24 protein-coding genes are annotated in these 19,120 nt (G+C 66.6%); 9 read left to right on the top strand and 15 right to left on the bottom strand.

The window, feature by feature from the left end:
• Nucleotides 1–94 precede the first annotated feature (94 nt).
• Nucleotides 95–502: an acyl-CoA thioesterase gene (locus ACFFN1_RS11385; protein WP_376840916.1), complete on the bottom strand. Its 408-nt coding sequence runs from the start codon at nucleotides 500–502 to the stop codon at nucleotides 95–97.
• Between the two features lie 147 nt (nucleotides 503–649).
• Nucleotides 650–1,330, bottom strand: a complete 681-nt coding sequence (locus ACFFN1_RS11380; RefSeq protein ID WP_376840869.1) for a hypothetical protein — start codon at nucleotides 1,328–1,330, stop codon at nucleotides 650–652.
• A 100-nt stretch (nucleotides 1,331–1,430) separates the two neighbouring features.
• Between ACFFN1_RS11380 and ACFFN1_RS11375 the strand changes: the two genes are divergently transcribed.
• From ACFFN1_RS11375 to ACFFN1_RS11360, 4 genes are read left to right on the top strand one after another with little or no spacing between them, the layout of a single operon-like run.
• Complete coding sequence (locus tag ACFFN1_RS11375) at nucleotides 1,431–1,622, top strand: hypothetical protein (RefSeq protein WP_376840868.1); 192 nt, start codon at nucleotides 1,431–1,433, stop codon at nucleotides 1,620–1,622.
• A 55-nt stretch (nucleotides 1,623–1,677) separates the two neighbouring features.
• On the top strand, nucleotides 1,678–2,259 hold the full coding sequence (locus ACFFN1_RS11370; RefSeq protein WP_376840867.1) for an ArsR/SmtB family transcription factor: 582 nt from the start codon (nucleotides 1,678–1,680) through the stop codon (nucleotides 2,257–2,259).
• Nucleotides 2,260–2,276: 17 nt separating this feature from the next.
• The gene (locus tag ACFFN1_RS11365; protein ID WP_376840865.1) at nucleotides 2,277–3,434 is read left to right on the top strand and encodes a serine hydrolase domain-containing protein; all 1,158 of its coding nucleotides are present in this window, start codon (nucleotides 2,277–2,279) and stop codon (nucleotides 3,432–3,434) included.
• Entirely contained in the window at nucleotides 3,431–3,829 is a 399-nt protein-coding gene (locus ACFFN1_RS11360; protein ID WP_376840864.1) for a hypothetical protein, read from the top strand. Before ACFFN1_RS11365 ends, ACFFN1_RS11360 begins: the two co-directional genes overlap by 4 nt.
• Nucleotides 3,830–3,887: 58 nt before the next feature.
• Here the strand turns inward: ACFFN1_RS11360 and ACFFN1_RS11355 are convergent, their stop codons facing one another.
• From ACFFN1_RS11355 to ACFFN1_RS11345, 3 genes are read right to left on the bottom strand one after another with little or no spacing between them, the layout of a single operon-like run.
• Nucleotides 3,888–4,298, bottom strand: a complete 411-nt coding sequence (locus ACFFN1_RS11355; RefSeq protein WP_376840862.1) for a Rieske (2Fe-2S) protein — start codon at nucleotides 4,296–4,298, stop codon at nucleotides 3,888–3,890.
• Nucleotides 4,295–4,960, bottom strand: coding sequence for a DUF421 domain-containing protein (locus tag ACFFN1_RS11350; protein WP_376840861.1), 666 nt, complete (start codon nucleotides 4,958–4,960; stop codon nucleotides 4,295–4,297). Before ACFFN1_RS11350 ends, ACFFN1_RS11355 begins: the two co-directional genes overlap by 4 nt.
• A complete protein-coding gene (locus ACFFN1_RS11345) occupies nucleotides 4,957–5,994 on the bottom strand; it encodes a phosphotransferase (protein WP_376840859.1) in 1,038 nt (345 codons plus the stop codon). The genes ACFFN1_RS11350 and ACFFN1_RS11345 overlap by 4 nt, the downstream gene beginning before the upstream one ends.
• Before the next feature lie 70 nt (nucleotides 5,995–6,064).
• Here ACFFN1_RS11345 and ACFFN1_RS11340 point away from each other — a divergent pair, with 70 nt between their 5' ends.
• Nucleotides 6,065–7,354 (top strand): aspartate aminotransferase family protein, encoded by a 1,290-nt coding sequence (locus ACFFN1_RS11340; RefSeq protein ID WP_376840858.1) that lies wholly within the window; start codon nucleotides 6,065–6,067, stop codon nucleotides 7,352–7,354.
• Nucleotides 7,355–7,455: 101 nt separating this feature from the next.
• Here the strand turns inward: ACFFN1_RS11340 and ACFFN1_RS11335 are convergent, their stop codons facing one another.
• Nucleotides 7,456–8,208, bottom strand: a complete 753-nt coding sequence (locus tag ACFFN1_RS11335) for a trimeric intracellular cation channel family protein (protein ID WP_376840856.1) — start codon at nucleotides 8,206–8,208, stop codon at nucleotides 7,456–7,458.
• Nucleotides 8,209–8,448: 240 nt separating this feature from the next.
• Between ACFFN1_RS11335 and ACFFN1_RS11330 the strand changes: the two genes are divergently transcribed.
• Complete coding sequence (locus ACFFN1_RS11330; protein ID WP_376840855.1) at nucleotides 8,449–8,961, top strand: M23 family metallopeptidase; 513 nt, start codon at nucleotides 8,449–8,451, stop codon at nucleotides 8,959–8,961.
• Nucleotides 8,962–9,075: 114 nt separating this feature from the next.
• On the opposite strand, the gene ACFFN1_RS11325 is transcribed toward ACFFN1_RS11330, so the two are convergent.
• The 8 genes from ACFFN1_RS11325 to ACFFN1_RS11290 all read right to left on the bottom strand — a co-directional run bounded on the left by ACFFN1_RS11325 (nucleotide 9,076) and on the right by ACFFN1_RS11290 (nucleotide 16,769).
• A complete protein-coding gene (locus ACFFN1_RS11325; protein WP_376840853.1) occupies nucleotides 9,076–10,806 on the bottom strand; it encodes an ABC transporter ATP-binding protein in 1,731 nt (576 codons plus the stop codon).
• A gap of 109 nt (nucleotides 10,807–10,915) precedes the next feature.
• Nucleotides 10,916–11,143: a GNAT family N-acetyltransferase gene (locus ACFFN1_RS11320; RefSeq protein WP_376840852.1), complete on the bottom strand. Its 228-nt coding sequence runs from the start codon at nucleotides 11,141–11,143 to the stop codon at nucleotides 10,916–10,918.
• Nucleotides 11,144–11,235: 92 nt separating this feature from the next.
• Nucleotides 11,236–11,523 carry a hypothetical protein gene (locus tag ACFFN1_RS11315; protein ID WP_376840850.1) on the bottom strand — a complete coding sequence of 96 codons (288 nt, stop codon included), beginning with the start codon at nucleotides 11,521–11,523 and terminating at the stop codon, nucleotides 11,236–11,238.
• 352 nt (nucleotides 11,524–11,875) lie between these two features.
• Nucleotides 11,876–12,538: an ABC transporter ATP-binding protein gene (locus ACFFN1_RS11310; protein WP_376840848.1), complete on the bottom strand. Its 663-nt coding sequence runs from the start codon at nucleotides 12,536–12,538 to the stop codon at nucleotides 11,876–11,878.
• Nucleotides 12,525–13,868 carry a hypothetical protein gene (locus tag ACFFN1_RS11305; protein WP_376840847.1) on the bottom strand — a complete coding sequence of 448 codons (1,344 nt, stop codon included), beginning with the start codon at nucleotides 13,866–13,868 and terminating at the stop codon, nucleotides 12,525–12,527. The genes ACFFN1_RS11310 and ACFFN1_RS11305 overlap by 14 nt, the downstream gene beginning before the upstream one ends.
• Nucleotides 13,865–14,827: a hypothetical protein gene (locus ACFFN1_RS11300; protein WP_376840846.1), complete on the bottom strand. Its 963-nt coding sequence runs from the start codon at nucleotides 14,825–14,827 to the stop codon at nucleotides 13,865–13,867. The genes ACFFN1_RS11305 and ACFFN1_RS11300 overlap by 4 nt, the downstream gene beginning before the upstream one ends.
• 22 nt (nucleotides 14,828–14,849) lie before the next feature.
• Nucleotides 14,850–15,284: a hypothetical protein gene (locus ACFFN1_RS11295; RefSeq protein WP_376840845.1), complete on the bottom strand. Its 435-nt coding sequence runs from the start codon at nucleotides 15,282–15,284 to the stop codon at nucleotides 14,850–14,852.
• Nucleotides 15,285–15,449: 165 nt separating this feature from the next.
• Nucleotides 15,450–16,769, bottom strand: coding sequence for a YjiH family protein (locus ACFFN1_RS11290; protein ID WP_376840844.1), 1,320 nt, complete (start codon nucleotides 16,767–16,769; stop codon nucleotides 15,450–15,452).
• Nucleotides 16,770–17,009: 240 nt separating this feature from the next.
• On the opposite strand from ACFFN1_RS11290, the gene ACFFN1_RS11285 reads away from it, so the two are divergent.
• The 3 genes from ACFFN1_RS11285 to ACFFN1_RS11275 all read left to right on the top strand — a co-directional run bounded on the left by ACFFN1_RS11285 (nucleotide 17,010) and on the right by ACFFN1_RS11275 (nucleotide 18,133).
• Nucleotides 17,010–17,354: a hypothetical protein gene (locus tag ACFFN1_RS11285; protein WP_376840843.1), complete on the top strand. Its 345-nt coding sequence runs from the start codon at nucleotides 17,010–17,012 to the stop codon at nucleotides 17,352–17,354.
• A gap of 72 nt (nucleotides 17,355–17,426) precedes the next feature.
• Nucleotides 17,427–17,822, top strand: coding sequence for a DMT family transporter (locus tag ACFFN1_RS11280; protein WP_376840842.1), 396 nt, complete (start codon nucleotides 17,427–17,429; stop codon nucleotides 17,820–17,822).
• The gene (locus tag ACFFN1_RS11275) at nucleotides 17,819–18,133 is read left to right on the top strand and encodes a DMT family transporter (protein WP_446680476.1); all 315 of its coding nucleotides are present in this window, start codon (nucleotides 17,819–17,821) and stop codon (nucleotides 18,131–18,133) included. The genes ACFFN1_RS11280 and ACFFN1_RS11275 overlap by 4 nt, the downstream gene beginning before the upstream one ends.
• 30 nt (nucleotides 18,134–18,163) lie before the next feature.
• Here the strand turns inward: ACFFN1_RS11275 and ACFFN1_RS11270 are convergent, their stop codons facing one another.
• Nucleotides 18,164–18,877, bottom strand: a complete 714-nt coding sequence (locus tag ACFFN1_RS11270; RefSeq protein ID WP_376840841.1) for a DUF8548 family protein — start codon at nucleotides 18,875–18,877, stop codon at nucleotides 18,164–18,166.
• Nucleotides 18,878–19,120 lie beyond the last annotated feature (243 nt).

Genomic DNA, 19,120 nt, shown 5'->3' with positions numbered 1-19,120 from the left:
GTGCGCCCGGTCCCACGCCGGGCAAAACGGGTCCAGTGTAGTGGCTGGCCCCGCCCAGGGCGAACAGCGCCTCACCGGCGGGGCGAACAGCGCCTCACCGGCCGCCGCGGAGGTGGTCGGGGAAGCGGTCGCGTTCGTAGGTGACGGAGTCGTAGCCGTGCTCGACGGGCCTGCCGTGCTCATCGAGGCCGACGAAGACGATCTTGTCGATCGACAGGATGATCTCGCCGGTGATGATATTGCGCACCTCGCAGCGCATCGTCAGCGAGGTGCGCCCGAACTTCGCCGCCACCAAGCCGATCTCGATGATGTCGCCCTTGGTGGCGGAGGCGCGGAAGTTGATCTCGGAGATGAACTTCGTGACGATGCGCTGATTGCCCAGCTGGATCATCGCGTAGACGACGGCTTCATCGTCGATCCACCGCAGCAGAGAGCCGCCGAACAGCGTGCCGTTGGCGTTGAGGTCCTCAGGTCGCACCCACTTGCGGGTGTGGAAGTTCATCGCCGGGCGCCCAAGCTCATCACGGGCGGTCGTATCGTCGCTGCCGGGCTGCGGTCGCAGTTCATCGCTCATGCCCCAAGTCTAGGCAGAGCACCTGCCGCAGCTCAGCTCACCGGGTGCCGGTGACCCCGCGCCCGAGGCGGGGGTTCAGTCGGTGCCGGCGGTTCCGGGAGCGCCGTCGGTGCCGGGAGCCTCGGCGGCCCGTGTGGCGAGGTTGCGCCGTGCATAGCCGCCGAGCATGTAGAGCACTCCGGAAGCGAGCATGCCGGCACCGGTGAAGCCGATGACGGTGAGCGCCCCCATATCGTCGCCGAAGGCGATGATGACGCCGACGAGCGCGTGGATGCCGCCGACGATGAGGAAGTCCGAGGAGTTCGGCAGGCTGCGCACAAGCGACCACAGCCACAGCTCGCAGGCCGCATGCAGCAGCGCCCATACGGCCACTGCGGCGCGCAGCTGACCGGGCTGATCGGCGAGGAAGAGGAAGATGAGCGCCGGCAGCACGATGACGACCTGGCCGAGCACCGGGGTGCGCGCCGAGGCGGTGACGTGGCGGGCGAATCCGAGGATGAGCAGGCCCTGGACGATGAGGTAGCCGATGATGAGGTAGTCGGCGGTGTCGACGCGCAGCGCCAGCTGAGTGGGGCCGGCGAGCTGTTCGCGCGGGAAGAAGACGGTGACGATGCCGAAGATGAAGCCGGCGGCACCGCGCAACAGCATCCAGGTGCCGCGGGCGGCGTGCCCGGCGCGGATCTCGGCGGGGCTCTGCGTTGCTTCCGGGCTGGCCGTCTCGTCGGGCTCGGGGGTTCCTGCGGGGGTATCAGACATCACCGCACAAGTGTAGCCGCCTGCGCTCCCGGCGCAGATGTGGCCAGGTGTTCATCTCGTGGTGGTATCGGCCGCAGGCCGGCCGGCCTAGTCTGGCGGCATGACTCGCCGCCAGTCTCCTGCCCCGAACCCTGTGTGGTCGATCGTGCTCATCGTCGTCGGTGCGCTGCTGCTGGCCGGGCTGCTGAATGTGCGCGGGCTGCCGCTGTGGACGCAGTTCGCCGCCGTCGGCATCCTCATCATCGTCGCCGCTGTCGTGTGGTGGGTGTGGCGCCACAGCACCCGTCACTGAACCACCCGAAACTCTGGTCTTTTGATAATTCCGTATTTCTTGTATAATTGTGGGTGTGGACGATCCCACGCTTGATGAGCGGCTGCGCGCCCTCGAGGACCGCATCGCCGCCCTCGAAGCCCAGCAGGCCAGCGACGACGAGGCGACCACCGCCTCGGGCGCGGCGACCCCGAGCGCACTCCAGGACGCGCGCGCACCGCAGGGCAGCCACACACCCCAGGGTCCTGCGAACGCTGACCCGATGTGGGCGCTGACCGGGCTGCAGGAGCAGGCCGGCGTCGGTGGCGGGATCGTCTTCGCCGGTGACCTGCCGCAGACGGCTGCCGGTCCCGTGGCGTGGCAGTACGGCCGGCCGGCCGCCCACTTCGACAGCCTCGACTTCACCACCGCCGCCGGCAGTCTCGACGCGCTCGGCCACCCGGTGCGGCTGGGACTGCTGCAGGAGATCCACCGCGGCACCACCTCGGTCGCAGGCCTGTCCGAACTCGGCCTCTTCGGCTCGACCGGGCAGATCTACCACCATCTGCAGCAGCTGGCGAGCGCCGGCTGGCTCGAATCACCCCAGCGCGGGCAGTGGCGGATCCCCGCCCACCGGCTCGTGCCCGTCCTCACGATCATCCTTGCCGCACTCGGCTGAACAGCAACGGAGACCTCATGACAGACACCAGCCGCGCCCCTGGCCCGCTCCCAGACACACCTGCAAAGACCACGGCCGGCGGTTCCGTTCGCCGCCGCGGCTGGCTGCTGCCGGCTGCCGCGGCGCTCGTGACCGCGCTCGTGCTCACCTTCGTCTCGCCGCTGCTCCCGCGCCTCGGCGGCAGCACCGGGGACGCAGAGCTCGGTGAGGAGATCATCGAGATCCTCGGCTCCCATCAGCGCCATCATGTGGCGATCGCCCGGCTGAGCGCAGACGGCAGTGGGCCGCGGTTCGCCGGCTTCGGCGCCGATGAGAACACCGAGTTCGAGATCGGCTCGGTGACGAAGACCTTCACCGGCGTGCTGCTCGGCCAGGCGATCGAGAAGGAGGAGGTCACCCTCGACACGACGCTCGGCGACATCTTCGGCGACGAGGCCGGCGGGGCAGCTGAGATCACGCTCATGCAGCTGGCGACCCACACCTCGGGACTGCCGCGCCTGGAGCCCAGCGGACCGCTCACACCCCTCATCGCCCAGGTGCTGCACACCGACCCGTACCAGACCTCCGAAAGCGAACTGCTCGCCGGGCTGGAGTCGCTCGACGCGCCCAAGCCGGTCGACCCGGATGCCGGCGATGGCGAATACTCGAACTACGGGGTCGCGCTGCTGGGGCTCGCCCTGGCCGAGGCGGCCGGCACGGATTACCCCGCCCTGCTGCAGGAGCGGATCTTCGAGCCGCTGGGCATGTACGACAGCTATCTGCCGGTCACCCGCGACGGCTTAGCCGCCGATGCTCCGCACGGCTACGCTGCCGGCGGCGTCCCCGCCTCACCGTGGACGATGAACGCCAACGCACCGGCCGGCGGGATCCGTTCGACTGCGGCCGATATGACCCGCTACGTACAGGCGGTGATGACCGGTGAGCTGGCCGGCGCGGAGCAGGCCACGACGCGACATGCGCTGCTGCGCGAGGGTCGGGAGATCGGCTTCAACTGGATGCTGCGGGTGCCGGATGCCGGTGAGAAGCACGTGATTCTGCACAACGGCGGCACCGGCGGCTTCAGCTCGATCGTCGGCTTCACCCCTGAAGGCGAGGCACTCATCGTGCTCTCGGACACGAGTCGCTCGGTCGACGATGCACTCGACGTCCTCATCGACGGACAGGAGCAGTCATGAGCACGATCTTCGCGGTCTTCTTCCTCATCTTCATCCTCGCCTACGCCGGGCAGGCCGTGTGGCGCGTCATCCGCGCTCGGCGCGCAGTGGCAGCAGGCAGCCAGGACGTTCCCGTCTCCCGGATAGGACTGTCCGTCGGCATCATCGCTGCCGTCACAGTGTTCATCATGCAGTGGCTGCTCGTCAGCCTGCCGAGCTGGGCGCTCTTGGTGTGGGTGCCGGCAGCACTGGCCGTCGTCGTCGCCGCGTTCGAGGCCGCACGCCTCGGCCCGCAGCTGCCATGGTTGCGTCCCGGGCGCGCTCGCTCGGACCTCGTCGCGGCCGGCGGTGAGGCGGTCTTCACCGTGCTCATCATCGTCGTCGCGGCAGCAGCCGTCGTGCTGGCAGTGCGGTGACGCCGCGGAGGCCCAAGCTCAGCCGCCGCACCCTGAGCTCAGCCGCCGCACCCTGAGCTCAGCCCATGCTGATGGTGAGCTCCTCGCCGGACTGCTCGACTTTCGCCTCGGCGAGGCCGGAATCGACCGGCCCGGAGAGCGGCTCACCGGTCGTCGGTGAGAACCGGGAGCTGTGGCAGGGGCAGATGATCTCCTCTTCGGTGACCGTCTGCACGAGGCATCCCTGATGCGGGCAGACAGCGGTGTAGGCGTAGAACTCGCCTTCGGTCGGTTGGACGACGACATAGCGGTCGTCGACGACCGTGCCGGAGCCCACCGGCACCTCGGCTGCGGAAACGGTCGACGGTTCGGCGACCTCCTCCTCGGCGCCGGCGCAACCGGACAGCATCACGCTGCCGCCCACGCCCACGGCACCACCGGCCAGCGTCGTCAGCTGCACCATCCGCCTGCGGCTCATCTCACTGCTCATACGCTCTGCTCTCCTCTTTCCGTCCGGCCCGACTGCGGGTGCCGGCGCTGGGTGACGGTGTCCTCGATGACCGTGCGGGTGCTTCCGCCCGGGCTCGTCCATGTGCCGCGCAGCGCATCGGCGCCGGCCACACCCTGCATCATCGACCGGTCGACCGGGGTGCCGACGGGGATGACGCTGAACACTCCGCTCGGCTCCAGGATGACACACTGCGCATCCTGCAGCCGCCCCAGCCCCGCCCTGCGCAGGGCGATCTGCACATCTTCGAGCGTGACGTGCACGCGGCGCATGACGCGCTTGAGCGGCACCCCATTGGCCACGATGAGGGTCGGCTGATTGTTCAGCGCCCGGCGCATCGGCAGCGACTGCCGCATCGCCCCGGTGAGCGCCTCCAGGCACATGAGGGTGACGAGCCCGATCGCGCCGGTGGCCACCGTGGGCGGGTGGCCGATGATGACGCGGCCGGCGACTGCGCCGACCATGATGACGACGACGGCGTCGAAGCTCGTGATGCCCGTCAGGACCCGGGCGCCGAAGATCCGCAGCAGCACGACGAACACGGCATAGATGATGACGGCAGAGGCGATGACGATCGGGATCCGCCACGGCTCGATGCCGAGCGCCCCGATCAGCGCAGCCGACCAGCCGTCCGGCGGGGTCATGGGAGCACCTCGCGCAGCACCGGCCAGGTGCGCTTCATCCGCTCACGCCCATAGGCCGCCCGGCGGTCGTCCGGCGGGGCGGTGAGGGTGCGCGAGGTCCAGATGCAGGCATTGAGGCACAGCCGGGTGATGGCCGCATGCTCGATGAGGCTCAGTTCTGTGTCGTCGAGCTCCGCCGAGGTGCCGGTCGCCGCCTCCTGATAGGCCGCCACGGTCTGGCGCAGGGCGGCCAGCGGCCGGTCGGTGCCGAGCATCGTATAGGCCGCGGCGATCGCCGGTTCGGCCACCCGCGGGGCGGTGCGGGCGTCGCCGAAGTCGATGATGCCGCTGATCTGCCCGTCCTCGACGAGCAGATTGAAGTCGTTGAGGTCCTGGTGGAGCACCTGGCGAGTGAGCCCGTCAAGCTGCGGGACGATCTCGGCCTCGAAGCGCTGGGCGGCGGCGCGGGCGAGCGCCAGATCGCCGGAGAGCTGCCCGCTGACCTCGGCCGGCACATGCCCGGACGCCTCCAGGCTGCCGATCCGCTGGCAGGCGAAGAGGACATTCGCGCCGGTGGTCTCAAAGGACCAGGGATGCTGCACGGGTCCCGGTTCGCCAACCATCTCCGCCAGCGCGGTGACCATCCGGGCTGCGGTGCGTCCGACCTGCTCGGGGTAGTCGGCCGGCAGCTGACTGCCGGCGGCGACCCGGCCGGGCAGATACTCCTGGATGCGCATGAGCGCCGGCTGCGTCCCCGCGGGGACGTCGACGGCCGCGACATGCGAGCCGTCCAGGGCCGGCACCTGAGCAGCGACCGGCAGACCGGCACGCGCGGCGGTGTCCTGCACGCGGGTGATCCAGCCGATGTGCCCGGGCCCCATCGTGCGGGTGGGGTATTCGGCCTTGAGGACCCAGTCGCGTCCATCAGCGCGCAGGCGGACGTTGATGGCGATCTCACCGGGCAGGAAATCGCCCACCTCGGCGTCGAGACCGAAGTGCGTGCCGCAGATGTCGGCGATCTCGCCAGCGGTGAGCGTGTGCAGCGGCCGGTTCATACGTTCAGGGTATCGGGTCGGGCGCGAGGAATCTGTACCGTCCGGGCCGCGGATGTGGGACGCTGGGGCCATGGCGCAGATGCACATGGCCAACGCCTTCGATCCCGAATCCGCTCCCGAGGTGTCGGCTCGCACCACCGAGCTGCTCACCCGGCGAGACGCGGTGCTCTCGGCCAGCTACCGGCTGTTCTACCGGCAGCCGGTCGAGGTCGTGCGCGCCGAAGGCGCCTGGCTCTACGACTCCGCCGGGCGCCCGCACCTGGACATGTACAACAACGTCCCGGCGATCGGGCACTCGCATCCGGCCGTGACCGAGGCGGTGACCCGGCAGCTCGGACGGCTCAATACGCACACCCGCTACCTCACCGAGGGGATCCTCGACTACTCCGACGCCCTCCTGGAGACCTTCCCGGCCGCACTCGACCAAGTCACCTACGCCTGCTCCGGGTCCGAGGCGGTGGACCTGGCGGTGCGCATGGCCCGGTTCGCCACCGGGCGCGAAGGAGTCATCATCTCCGCCCACGCCTACCACGGCACGACCGCGCTGGCGGCCGGTCTGTCGCCGAGCCTGGGGGTCAACAATCCCGTCGCCGAGGCGGTTGCGACTGTCAAGATGCGTCCCGAAATGAGCGTGGAGACCCTGGCCGCCCGGGTGCGGCAGGCGGCCGCCGAGCTGGAGGCCCGCGGGCACGGGGTGGCGGCCCTGCTGTGCGACTCGATCTTCTCCTCCGATGGCGTGCTGCCGGACCCGGTGGGCGGCTTAGCCGCTGCGGCGGATGTCGCGCGGGCCTTCGGTGGGATCGTCATCGCCGATGAGGTGCAGCCGGGGTTCGGCCGCACCGGCACGATGTGGGGATTCTCCCGGCACGACATGATCCCGGATCTGGTGGTGCTCGGCAAGCCGATGGGCAATGGGATGCCGATCTCGGCGGTCGTCAGCCGCCGTGAGGTCTCCGATGAGTTCGGCCGGCGGGTGCGCTATTTCAACACCTTCGGCGGGTCGCCGGTCTGCGTCGCCGCAGCCCACGCGGTCCTCGACGTCGTCAGCGAGCAGCGGCTGCCGGCGCATGCGCGGCAGCTCGGCCAGGTGCTCGCCGACGGCTTAGCCGTTCGTGCCGGACGCACCGAGCTGCTCGGCCAGGTGCGTGCGGCCGGCCTGTTCATCGGCGTCGACACCGCCGATGCGGCGACCGCCGCGGCCATTGTCAACGGACTGCGGCGACGCCGGGTGCTCATCTCCGCCTCGGGACCGGGCGCCGATGTGCTCAAGATCCGCCCGCCGCTGGTCTTCGACTCAGCCGAGGCCGAGGTGTTCTTCGCCGCCCTCGATGAGACCCTCGAGGAGTTGGAGCCGAGCTGAGCCGAACCCCTGCAGACGTCGCCGCGGGGACGTTACCGAGGCTCGGGCACGTCCCCGCGGGGACGTCGTGCCGGCCTGTCAGAGTTCCGGCTGGTGCGAGCTCACTGTGCCGAGCTGGGCGGGCGCTCGTCGCCGGTGCCCGTGGCGTCGTCCTCGCCGGTGCTCCTGCCGCGGCGCACGGGGGCGCGGAAGGCCGAGGCGGTGCGCCGCATCCCTGCGCCCACCCCGCGGTAGGTCCAGTCGCGCATGCTGCCCGGGGCCCGCCAGCCGCGGAACCACGCGATGAGGCGGAAGGCGAAGACGAAGCCGGCGGCACCGATCGTCACCCAGGTGTTCCAGATGCCGGTCTGGTGGCCGAGGACGGCGAGCAGCGCACCGCTGAACGCGGGAATGATGTAGAGCTCGGAGCCGGAGAACACCGCCGGGATCTCATTGGCGACGACATCGCGCATGAGTCCCCCGCCGGCAGCGGTGATGATGCCGAGCATGATCGAGCCGTAGATGTTCATGCCGTTTTCGAGGGCGATGATCGTGCCGGTGGTGCAGAAGAGCGCGAGCCCTGCGGCATCGGCGACGACGATCGGCAGACGCGCGCGTTCGGTGTGCCGGCCGATGAAGTAGACGATGAGGGCCGCGAGCAGCGGAATGAGCAGATAGATCGGGTCGCGCAGCGCGGTGGGCGTCTGGCCGAGGATGACGTCGCGGATGATGCCGCCGCCCAGGCTGGCGAGGAACCCGAGGACCACACCGCCGGTGATGTCGAAGTTCTTACGCGCGGCCAGCAGATTGCCGGAGATCGCGAAGGCGAAGACGCCGACGAGGTCCAGGACGAACAGGGCAGCTGAGACATTCACCCCGCCAGCCTATGCCACCGCCCGGGCCCACGACGTCCCCGCGGGGACGTCCTCCGCTCAGGGGGCTCGGCCTGGGAACTCAGTCTGGACGCTCGGCCAGGGAACTCTGAGGCTGGACTGACGCAGCGTGGAGATTCGCTTGTTTGGCTGAATCTATGGCCGGTTCCCCACGGCCAACCCGGCCACACACGCCGGCCCGGAGAAATCAGATCCCAATCCTCAGAAAGGGCGATGAGCTCCATGTCCCCCGCACTCCCCATCCCCCAGAACACTGCCTCCACCACCGCCGCCACGGGTGCAGCAACCGCCACCCAGCGCCGCGGCACCCTGCTCGCTGCCGCTGTCGGCACCGCGGCCGGCATCGGCCTGCTCGCCGGCGAGGTGCTGCGCGTCGAGACCGGCAAGAAGGTCGGCGATACGAGCCTGAGCTCCGCGCTCAAGCACCACACCGGCAACGGCGTTGTCGTCAAGCACGGCGAGATCGGCGGCGATGAGATGTACAGCTACTACGGCCACCTGAGCGCCGTCGACGTCAAGCCCGGTGACACGGTCGAGGCCGGCACCGTCGTCGGCAAGGCCGGCAACACCGGCAACAGCACCGGCCCGCACCTGCACTTCGGTGTCATGGTCAACAGCGATGAGCCGAACGGTGCGAAGTGGACGTCCGTGACGAACACCGGGTTCATCGACCCGCACGACTGGCTCAAGCGCAAGGGCGTCAACGCCGGCTCCGATGCGCCGGTCACCCCATGATCCGCTCGCACCCGCGCGCTCATGGGCGACCCGATCGTGCTGCGTGCGTGAGATCCGCGCCCGAGGTGGGACCCGCCTCGGGCGCGGTCGTGTCTGCCAGCGAGGTGGCCGGGTTCAGGTGAGCAGTTGACGGTCGGCGAGATCGCGATAGAGGGAGCTCGTTTCCAGCAGTTCGGTATGCGTGCCGGCAGCTTCGATCTGACCGTCGGCGAGGACGAGGATCTGATCGGCGGCGGTGACCGTGGACAGACGGTGGGCGACGATGACGGTGGTGCGGTTGTGGCTGTGCCGGGCGATGGCGTCCTGGATGACCTCTTCGGTCAGCGAGTCGACACTGGCGGTCGGCTCATCGAGCAGCAGGATGCCGGGATCTGCCAGCAGTGTGCGAGCGAGCGCCAGGCGCTGTCGCTGCCCGCCGGAGAGATTAACGCCGCGCTCTCCGAGCTGTGTGTCCAGCCCCTCGGCTGCGTCGAAGCGATCGGTCAGACGCACTGCGGCCAGGACGGAGGCGCATTCTTCGTCGGTGGCGGCAGGTGCGCCGAGGAGCAGGTTCTCTCGCACGGTCCCGGCCAATGCCGGCGGCTGCTGCTCGACATAGCCGATGCGTGTGCGCAGCTGCTGGCGAGAGACCGAGGTGATGTCGGTGCCGTCGATCGACAGCACACCTGAATCAGGATCGTAGAAGCGCTCGAGCAGCGCCAGCAGTGTCGATTTCCCGGACCCGGAAGGGCCGACGATCGCAGTTGTGGACCCGTCGGCGATGCTGAAGCTGACGTCCGTGAGCACGGGTCGGCCGGGTTCGTATGCGAATCCGACAGCGTGTGCCGAGATCTCGTTGCGCGGCCCGAGCTCGTGTGTGCAGCCGGCTGGGTGCGGTGGATCCTGCTCGCCTTCGAGCGGCAGGCTCACCGTTGCGTGGATTCGCTCGAAAGCTCCAAGGGCTGCGCGTACGGTGGTGATCGCAGAGAATGCCTGGCCGAGCGGGGCGGCGATGAGGAACAGGAAGAGGATGAAGGAGACGAGGTCCGCGACACTGATCGCTCCTGTCGCCACCCGCATGCCGCCGATGCCGAGCACGGCGAGGAAAGCCACCTGCAGAGTCAGGCCACTGACCGGCCCGAGCATCGCTTCGATTCGGGCGATGCGCACTCCCCGATAGTAGGCGCGGTCGGCCATTGCATCCATGTCTGCGCCAACCCGCTGTTCAGCGTTCGCCGCGCGGATCGTACGCACCGCCGAGATCGCACGGTCCAACTGCGCAGACAGTTCGCCGACGGCATTCTGGGCCTGCAGGGTCAGCGTCTGAATCTTCGCCGATGCTGCGATGACGACGATGACCGCCGTACCGCCGATGCCCAGGACGATTGCGAGCATGACCGGGTCGATCCACACCATGGCGGCGATGGCGCCGACGAAGAGCAGCAGGCCGCCGAAGACGTCGACAAGACCGCCGGTGAACATCTCTCGCACCAGAGTGGCGTCGGATCCGACGCGAGTGACGAGGTCACCGGAACGCTGCCGGTCAAGCACGCGCATCGGCAGTCGGAGCACGCGCAGCACAATCGTGCTGCGCAGGCGACGGATGGCCGACTCTGCTGTTCGTGTCACCAGCAGCTGGGCACCCGCGTCGACGACAGCGGCCCCGATGACGAGCAGGACCAGCCCGGCGATCCACGTCGTCAGGGAGGCTGTGCCTGTTCCGGCGCTGATCGACTCGATGAGATGGTTGACCACTAGCGGCTGCCCGAGGCTCAACAGTGCGCCGACAACTGAGAGCCCAGCAGCGGCGGTCAGGGGTCGCCAGTGAAATCTCAGTGTGTCGCGCAATAGCGCACCGGCGCTCATCATGCCTCCGCCGACGATCAGGCCGGAAACCCCACGTATGCAGAAGTCCAGCTGTTATCCGTCTCATCGTATCATCGCTGCTGGACGAGTCGCATGGCTGGAGCCCGGCTCAGCTGTCGGCGGACAGCAGCAGCTTGTAGCCGGTGTGACTGGCGGTGAAGCCGAGGCGGTCGTAGAAGCGGTGGGCGTCGGTGCGGGAGCGATCGGTGGTGAGCTGGACGAGGCCACAGCCGCGGGAGCCGGCGTGGGCGATCGCCCACGTGAAGAGCGCGGTGCCCAGGCCCTGTCCGCTGTGGTCGGCACGGATGCGCACAGCTTCGATCTGGGCACGCAGCATGCCGGGAGATGCCGGGAATGAAGGTCAGCTGGCAGGTGCCCACCACCTCGGGCGCGGGGCCAGGGGTTTCGACCTGACTTCCACAACTGTAGTTACCCAGGCGGTGTGATTGCGACGCGGATGTGAGCGACGTCTTCGCTGATTGGGTCGGCGGCAGCGACGGTATGTCCGACCGCTGCGGAGCCGACAGCATCGAAGTCCGAAACACCTTGGCCGGGATTGAGGAACTCCCGCGCTTCGTCCATCATCACAGCCAGTTCCGCTTCAGTTCGAGCCGGACCAATATGCTTAACGAGCGTGTACTGCCCGCCAGGCTTGTCCACGATCTGCACAAGCGTGACTCCCGGTCTTCCAGGAACACGACGGACAGACGGGCTCATAACCCCATTCTAGACACCATGTAGTTACCCACGAGCGAACCGCGCAACACGCTGACCAGCGCAAACAGTTCCAGACGCGAAGAAAACCCCAAAAATTGTGGAAGTCAGGTTCGATGACGAGGAGGAGCTGACCGGGATCGGCGTCGATAGCGTCGAAGGCCTGCTGGTAGGCGTCATCGACAGTGGCGGACTCGCGTGACTGGCCAAGCGGGTCGTCGGCGAGCAGCGCGACGATCGCTGGAAGGTCGCCTGCGGTGGCGCGGCGGACGGCGAATTCCGCACCATCGCGAGTGGTCAGGCGGGTGAGCGACTCGGTCATGGCATCAGTGTCGCACGGCCGGGGTCAGATAGGTCAGGATCCCGTTCGCAGCACGGCGTCGTCGATACGCAGACGGCGTTGGCACCGCTCGGCGACCGCCTCGCTGTGGGTCGCAATGACGAACACCACCCCGGTCTCCTGCAGGTGCTCGAAGAGATCGAGGATTTCATTCTCGGTGTCAGCATCGAGCGCGCCAGTGGGCTCATCGGCGAGTACTATCTCCGGATCCTTGGCCAGAGCGCGTGCGATCGCCACACGCTGAGCTTCACCACCGGAGAGGTCGCCGACGCGCCGGCGGCCGTATCCGGACAGTCCGACGAGGTCGAGCAGATCTGCTGCGAGTTCGCGGGCATCAGCGCGTCTGCGCGTCATGCCCGCCATGACGTTCTGGCGCACACTGCGGTCTGTCAGCAGCTGGTAGTCCTGGGTGACGATGCCGATGTGCTCAAAGCGGTGCCGGTCACGTGCTGCCGCCGTTCTCGGCAGGACGCGGCCGTTGAAGGCATATGTTCCCGAGTAATCGTTGTCGAGGCCAGCCAGAATCCGCAGCAGCGTCGACTTCCCCGACCCGCTGCGGCCCAGGATGGCCGTGGCGGCGCCGCCAGCGCTGATCGAGAGGTTGAGACCGTCGAACAGCGTCCGCACCTCACCGTTCGGTTCCGTGATGGTCTTGTGGATGTTCTCAAGCGTCAGCATGGCGGGTATCCTCCCTCGACGACATGGGTTCAGCAACGCCGTGGTCGTGACCTGACATGCGCGTGGTCAGCTGGGAGAGCATTCGGGTGAGAAGCCGATGCTGAACCCCGAGATCCGCGGCGACCCATACTGCGAGCAGTGCAGCTGTCAAGCCGAGTGCGTATGGCGTAGCCCCAGGTGTCACGGCAGTGCCGACGACAAGCAGCAGCACGGTGCCGGCAAGCTCCACCGCCCACATCCGTGAGTGCATCACGCGAATCAACTGTCGGGGCGTGCCGAGGGTTACCGCATACCCCGTCACCGCTCGCCGGCGGGCGAGCATCGTGACATTGGCTGCGATGGCGAGCACTGCGACTCCAATCCCTGTCAGCACCTCGATCATGACGAGCAGATCCGCATTGGAGGTGATGAGCGAACGGACTGCGGTGAAGGAGACGAGGTACTGCGGCAGGTTCTGCACTGCGTAGTCGTGAAACCCTGTGCGATCGGAGATCTGTCCCAGCAGGTTCAGCACCTCCTCGGCTGAGGTGTCCTGCGGTGCTGCCAGCGTTCCGCCGAGCATCGCAAACGACAGAATTCCGCAGAAGTATTGGTTCTCCGGGGTGATGGCCGGGATGCGGTCCGGGTAGGGCACGACGATTGCGTTGCTGAGGTAGTGGTTGATGTCGCCGTCGAAGTAGACAGCTGCGGATCTCTCGAGGATTCCGACCACTCGGAGATCGAACTTCTGGAAGTACAGCGAGGCCGTGAGGGTGTCTCCGATGTCGTACACGCCGGCATAATCGCTGCCGAGGACCACGGGAATCGTGCCGCTGCTGTAGTCGACTGTCGAGAAGTCGATGCTCTGCCCGGCTGCGACATCCAGCTGATAGAACTCGTAGGCACTGCGGTTGAGCTGCACAGATGTTGCTGGTGTTGCGGTGCCGCCGAGCACCTCATCGTAATAGGCGCCGGCGGTTGCCAACTCAGTGCCGTAGCCGTGCTCGAATGTCGGCCCACCGGTGAAGTTGCGCACCGGAAGACTCTGATTGAAGACGGACAGGTGCTTGAGGGTGCTGTTGGAGTTGAGCTCGTGGTAGAAGTCAGCCAGCTGCGTGAGCTTCTGGGGTGACTCGCGGAACTCCGCGAAAGCGTCCCCTTCCGCCAGGCTGTCGAGAATGCCGTACATGTTGGTGTCAGCCGATGCGGAGAAGTGCTGATCGAGGGCCTCATCCGTATCGAAGCTGAATGCGATGACAGTGTGGACGCCCAGGAACAGCGCAGCCACGAGAGCGGCTTTGAGCATCATGATGACACCGTTGCGTCGCAGGTCGAAGAGCACCTCGCTCACAGGACGTTCCTCTCTCCCCAGCGTGTCGGCACGATGACCGCCACCGCCATGAACACCATCAGCGCAGCTGCGACGGCCCCGGCGTGCAGGGTCGGAACAGCAACAGCGAACACTGCCCGGCTCACCGCATATGCACTGAGCACTGCTGCAGCGGCAAGTGTGAGGGGAAGCGCGAACAGGCGGCACAGGCAGGTCAGTCGAGTCCGACCCAGCAGCCGGTCGAACCGGTAGTGCTCCCTGCGGGACAGACTCCACTGGACTCCGGCGCTCATCCACCCGAGACCGATGACGACGATGCCCAAGGTGAAAACCACCGGCGAGAAGAAGTCGACCGAGGTGCGCTGGGCGACGCCCGGCTGGACCTTCTCCACCTGGGCGTTCGGCAGCAGTTCCGGTACTCGGCGAACTGCCTCGGGGGCATCGATGTAGACCGACGCGCCGCCGCGGCGTGCGAGGGCAGCGGAATCCTGCACAAGAACTGTCGTCGACAACAGGCTCGCTGACGAGCCACCCAGCCGCCCGACGACCGGATAGCGGTTTCCGTCAAGCGCAATCGTCTCCGCTCCCGCGAAGGGACCGGTCGGCTTCGCCGGCTCGGTGCTGACCCCGGCACCGACGACGGCGGCTGTCTCGCCGGCTGTGAACCCGCGTCCGGAGTAGATCGGCAATGGGACACGGGTGACGTCAACCGCGTGGATAAACCGAACGCCCTCCGCATCGGGAACGGTGATGAGCCGTGCATCAGGCCCTAGAGCTGAGATGACCTGTGACAGAGGCCTGTCGGCGTTCTTGACGAGGACCGCGTCACCGGACAGCAGATCATTGCCTTCCAGCAGCAGCGCCTGCTGCTGCCGATGGAAGACAAGCAGGGACACCATCAGGGATCCGAGGACGGAGAGAATGACTACCAGCCTGATCGCTGGCAGGAAGCGCACCGCGCCGGAGTGTCGTCGGTTCACAACCGTTGGCTATGACGCACAGTCAGCGGCCATAATAGGTCCGAGCTTTGCCGTACCCGTTACTCTTGGCGTGCGGATTGAATGCTCGCCATTTCGTCACAGCTTCAGTTCCGTTGACGCCCCACTGCCGACCGGACGAGGTGATGACCCCACCCCCGTGGTAGTGCTCCAGGCGAGCAGTGGTGTAATGACGCACGCCTTTCCAGGTTGTCCAGCCATGCGAGCGCTTGTGGGTAGTACCTCGAATGATCTTCTCTTCTGCCTTCCCACGGTGATTGACAGATCCCCTAGCAGCAGAAGCCACGCGGTCCGAACTCGTCGATGGCGAAGGTGAGGTGAAGTAACCACCGTCCTCCCGCCAGCCGCCCTCGACCTGCCCGAGGTTGGCGCTGGCTGGAACTGCGAATCCTGAAACCAAGAAAACAATCGAAAAAACGGACGCGAGAATCATGCGCATGAGAACTCCGAATATTTAGGGATTAGAGGGGAACCCGCACGTCAGCTACGCCGGGCCTTCACAAGAGTGGTGGTCATGCAGATAGGCGAAGTCTAGCACGATCGTCGAAAGCCAGGCGACTTTCTCAACGAGACGTTCATCACATCTCACCCCAATTATGCCGGACTAGAGCAGCAGGTGGGCCAGCGGGGCGGCGATGAGGATCGACAGGGCGACGCGTTCGAACCAGATGACGACGAGGTGCCACAGCTTGATCGGGATGTCGGTGGCCAGGATCGAGGGCACCATGGCGGAGAAGAAGATGATGCCTGAGACCGAGATGATGCCGACGACGAAGCGGGTGACGAGCGAGTCGACATCGGCGACCTGGGTGGAGGGCAGGAACATCTCGACGAGGCCGAGCGAGAGCGCCTGGCCGGTCAGCAGCGGTTCGCTCATCCGGGTGATCCAGGTGAACGGGTAGAACAGGTAGCCGAACCATTCGAAGAGCGGCGTGTGCTTCGCCAGCAGCAGGCCGATGAGCCCGACCGACAGGATCGAGGGCAGGATCGAGGCGGCCATGTAGATGCCGTCGCGGAAGTTCACCCAGATGTTGCGGCCGAAGCTCGGGGCGCGGTCGAGGGCGTCGAGCGCCTCGGTCCAGGCGGCGCGCAGGCGGGAGCCGGTGGGCTTCTCCTCCGGCTGCGGGGTCGCTTCGTGCCAGTAGTCCTGCGGGATTGTCGACAGCGGCGGGATGCGCACGGTGATCGCGGTGACGACGAAGGTGACGACCAGGGTGGTGAAGAAGTACAGCAGCCAGTGGTCCATGATGTCGAGCGCACTGGCGACGATGATCATGAAGGTCGCCGACACCGTCGAAAAGCCGGTGGCGATGATCGCGGCCTCACGACCGGTGTACTTACCCTGGTGGTAGACGCGGTTGGTGATGAGCAGGCCGAGGGAATAGGACCCGACGAAGGAGGCGACCGCGTCGATCGCCGAGCGGCCGGGAGTGCGCCAGACCGGGCGCATGATCGGCTGGACGAGCACGCCGATGAACTCCATCAGCCCGTAGCCGACGAGCATCGCCAGGAAGATCGCACCGACCGGGACGATGAGCCCGACGGAGATGACGAGCTTCTCCCACAGGAACGGCCCGATGTCCTCAGCCGCCAGCCAGGCCGGCGGTGAGGTGAGGATGAGGATCGCGACGATGAGGCCTGCGATGTTGAGGAAGGAGAACACGGTGCGGGTCGGTGAGTCCCGCCAGCTGCCGGTGAGGAATGGGCGCACCGTGCCCAGCAGGATGATCGCCAGGACGATGAAGGGCACGACCGGTGCGGCGTAGGTCTTGATGCCGGTGACGATGTGGTCGAGTGGGATCGTGTTGGTGCCGCCGATGGTGATCGGCACGAAGAACATGAAGATGCCGATGGCGGAGTAGACGAAGATCCGCCAGATGCCCCGCGGCCGGGTCGGGGAACTCGCTTCGGTGTGTGTCGTCATGGTCGGGTCTCCGCGGTCGTTCAGGTGGGCCTCTCCCGCTCACTGTAAGGTACATCACCTGTTTGATGCGCCACAGCGCATGAACCGCTGTCCGAAATAGCGGAATCTCGGCGGGTGGGTTGGGGCCGCGCCCGAGGTGGGGGTCCAGTCCGTGCCCACAGGCGGGCATCAGCGATTCACAGCTCGAATGTCAGCGGTGTTGCTTATGCTTGGATCAGGGGAGCGAGAAAGGTGAAAGCCATGACGCCGCAGATCCATTGGGAAGACTGCCTCGACAACCAATCCGTCCTCAACGACCTCGCCGAAGCCGCCGAGCAGGCCCGGCGCGAGCTCGCTCGCTGCGAGCAGTGCCTGCGCATCACCGCCGGTGATCCGGACCTCGATGGAGAGGAGCGCGAAGCCCTCTTCGAAGCCGCTGATGAAGCCCGCGAAGCCCACGCCGAACTCCTCGCCGAGCAGCTGCGGCTGCAGGAGCAGCTCAACCGCGATATCGCCCACCTCGTCAGCAAGGCGATCGAGGAGTTCGTCCTCGTCTACGGCGAACGCCAGACCGACCTGCCGGGCAGCCCGTCCGCTGGACTCTGAGCTGCCGAAGCCTGCGCCGAACCGCTGAGCTGACCCGAGTTCTGCCGGGTCTGCAGATGACGGGAGGGATCGGTGGCGGAGACTGCTGAGGCGCCGCGGCGTGCGCGCGGCTGGGTGCTGCTCATCGCTGCGATCGGCGCCGAGGCGTCCGGTTCGCTCTCGCTCAAGGGCGCCCTGAGCCAACCGCTGCTCTATGTCGCTGTGGCGGCGGGGTTCCTCATCGCCTTCAGCTGCCTGGCCGGGGTGCTGCGCGCCGGGATCAGCCTGGGGGTCGCCTACAGCGTGTGGGCGGCCTTCGGGGTCGCACTCACCGCGGTGTTTTCGGTCATCATCTACGCCGAGCCGTTTTCTTGGCTCATGAGTGCGGGCATCATCGTCATCATCGCCGGGGTGCTGTGCATCGAGCTCGGCGCCCACGCCGCGAATCGTTCAATCGATGGGCTCGAAACCGCTGAGGGGCCGGCATGATCGCCTGGGTGTTCCTCACCGCCGCGGTCGTCTCCGAGGTCGCCGGCACGCTGTGTCTGCGCATGGCCGTCACTGCCGGCCGCGGCTGGTACGTCGCCGTCGGTCTCGGTTATGTCATCGCGTTCTCATGCCTGTCGCTCACGCTCGCCAGCGGCATGGATCTGTCCGTCGCCTACGGCATCTGGGCCGCCGGCGGCGTCGCCCTGACCGCGGTGCTGACCCACCTGCTCTTCCGCGAGCCGCTCACCTGGGTGATGGGATTGGGCATTGTGCTCGTGGCAGCCGGTGTGCTGATGGTTGAGCTCGGGTAACGAGGGAGGAAGCCGCCGCCGAGGCGGTGGTCACGTCATCGACTTTTGGGCCGAATCGTCAATGAAGTCGCGCCCCGATTCCTTTCGCCACATTGCATGATCGAGTCGGCCGTATGCGAGGTTCAGTTCGTCTGCGGCTCTTTCAACGAGCCGGGAGGCTTCAGTCGGCGAAACATGGCGGTTCCCTAGCGCCCGTGAGACGTAACTGGTGATCATTCGATCGCCCTTGACCCCAGGAATTCCGACGAGCATGAGAAAGTAATGCCACGTCAGGTCGCTGCGCTGACCAGTAATGGCCTTCCACTTGTGAGTGACGTCTGACTTTTCGCGATTCTCACGACAGGAGAATTTGTCCTTCAAGTCGTGCGGCGTTTCGAGTCCATGCTCTTTCAGAATTTTGGCAGCCTCATACACCGCGTATGCCTTGTACGGAGCGCCTTTCTTCGACGAGGTCTTCCAGCGATTCGCGGTTGCTTCAACGAATCCTTCGATTCCTCCCCATCGGTCGAAGGCCTCCACCAAGTCCGACGCAGTGTCCTCGCACTTCTCTTCATCGCAGCTGCCGCTCTCACTGGAGCGTCGCGCACGATACCGAGAAACAACGTTCAGAACACCTGAATAATGGTTGCCGGTCGAGTAGATCGCGTCGATGACGGACAAGGCAACGCAGCCATACCCATCAGGCTGGAACCGCTTCTGCTCATCGGTGCCCAGCTCTTCTTTGATGAGCTTGCAAAGAGCCATTACGTCCTCATCTGAACACTCCATGTCGGCCTCTCCCTTGAATCGCCGCCGTAAAGAGAGTCTATCCACTGGTCCGTTTCCAGCTGTGTCGCCAAGGTGGTCACGTAGTCTGTCGGCATGTCCTCAGTGCTTAATTCCGGCTCTACTGACTGATCCGTGGGTCTTCAGCGGCCGGGCAGGAGGGGGCGGTGGCCTCCGAGTGTGAGCATGGCGAGGCCGATCAGGGGCTCGGGTGAGCGGAAT

This window comes from Brevibacterium otitidis (assembly GCF_042429315.1).
Taxonomy (GTDB): Bacteria; Actinomycetota; Actinomycetes; order Actinomycetales; family Brevibacteriaceae; genus Brevibacterium; species Brevibacterium otitidis.
This window is presented reverse-complemented; position numbering and strand designations above follow the sequence as displayed.